At 69.8% G+C, this 1,741-nt stretch carries 1 protein-coding gene; it reads left to right on the top strand.

Annotated elements, in window-relative coordinates; genetic code table 11:
- Positions 1 to 1,323: efflux RND transporter permease subunit (locus tag A612_RS14340; protein ID WP_019375141.1), on the top strand; the 1,323-nt coding region annotated here is incomplete at its 5' end.
- Positions 1,324 to 1,741 lie beyond the last annotated feature (418 nt).

Here is a 1,741-nt window from a genome sequence, read left to right as displayed (position 1 = left end):
GGCGGCTCGGCCGGCGCCGATCCGGCCTCCAGCAGCGCCGGCGCCACCGACCCGCGCAGTGCCACGCTCACGCTGCGCATGGCGCCGCGCACCGAGCGCCCGCGCAAGCAGCACATCGAGGAGCAGCTGCGCGTGGCGATGCAGGAACTGCCGGGGGTGCGCGTCAAGGTGGGCCTGGGCGGCTCCAACGACAAGTACATCCTGGCGCTGGCGGGCGAGGATCCGCAGGCCCTGGCGGCCAGCGCCCGCGCCGTGGAGCGCGAGCTGCGCACCATCCCCGGCATCGGCGGCGTGAGCTCCAATGCCAGCCTGGTGCGCCCGGAAATCGCCGTGCGCCCGGACTTCGCGCGCGCCGCCGACCTGGGCGTCACCTCGCAGGCCATCGCCGAGACGCTGCGCGTCGCCACCGTGGGCGACTACGAGCAGTACCTGCCCAAGCTCAACCTGGCGCAGCGCCAGGTGCCCATCGTGGTGCGCCTGCAGGATGCCGCGCGCGAGGACCTGTCGGTGCTCGAGCGCCTGGCGGTGCCGGGCGCGCGCGGGCCGGTGCGCCTGGGCGAGGTGGCCGAGCTGCAGCTCGCCGGCGGGCCGGCGGTGATCAACCGCTACGACCGCTCGCGCAACGTGCGCTTCGAGATCGAGCTGGGCGCGCGCGGGCTGGGCGAGGTCACGCAGGCGGTGCACAACCTGCCGGCCGTGAAGGGCCTGCCGGCGGGCGTGCGCCTGATCGACGTGGGCGACGCCGAGATGATGGGCGAGCTGTTCGAGAGCTTCGGCCTGGCGATGCTCACCGGCGTGGTCTGCATCTACATCGTGCTGGTGCTGCTGTTCAAGGATTTCCTGCAGCCGGTGACGATCCTGGCGGCGCTGCCGCTGTCGCTGGGCGGGGCCTTCGTCGCGCTGCTGCTGGCGCGCCAGAGCTTTTCCATGCCCTCGCTGATCGGGTTGATCATGCTCATGGGCATTGCCACCAAGAACTCCATCCTGCTCGTGGAGTACGCCATCATGGCGCGGCGCGAGCGCGGGCTGTCGCGCCTGGAGGCGCTGCTGGATGCCTGCCACAAGCGCGCCCGGCCGATCATCATGACCACGCTCGCCATGGGCGCCGGGATGATGCCGATCGCACTCGGCGTGGGCGGAGCCGACATGAGCTTCCGCTCTCCCATGGCAGTGGCGGTGATCGGCGGGCTCATCACCTCCACGGTGCTGAGCCTGCTGGTGGTGCCGCCGGTGTTCACCTACATCGACGATCTGGAGCAATGGCTGCTGCACCGTGTGCTGCGCCGCCCGAAGGTGGCGCATAATACACAAGTTGTTACCTAAACGCCGGGCCCGTCCGGCCAAGGCCGGGGAGGGCTGGCCCAGCCCATCGCTGCGGCCCGGATGCCGCGGCCGGCGGCTGCGGCGCCGGCGGGGCATGAGCCCCCGCGCCACGAGGGTGAATGGGATTGTGTGCCCTGCAGCGAAGCGGCGCCCGTGCTTGAATGGAGTTGTTACTCGGCTGCCTGGAACTTCCCCGGGTTGCCCCACTCTGAAGAATGTCGCAGCCATGGCCAAGGTGGCCATGGCAGGTATAAGGAGCTTGACGGTTTTCACGTTGCGAGGCCTTCCGGAAGCAACCGGCTGACAGCCCTGGGGCGCTTCTCCTCCCTCCCTCTCTAAACTCGTTTCAGGGCGCTTCGCAACGTTTTTTTATAGGTGCCGAAGGGCACAGGAAAAGCGCGCCACCCGCCGCCAAAAG

Source organism: Melaminivora alkalimesophila, assembly GCF_000282995.1.
In the GTDB taxonomy this organism is placed as follows: domain Bacteria; phylum Pseudomonadota; class Gammaproteobacteria; order Burkholderiales; family Burkholderiaceae_C; genus Melaminivora; species Melaminivora alkalimesophila.
This window is presented reverse-complemented; position numbering and strand designations above follow the sequence as displayed.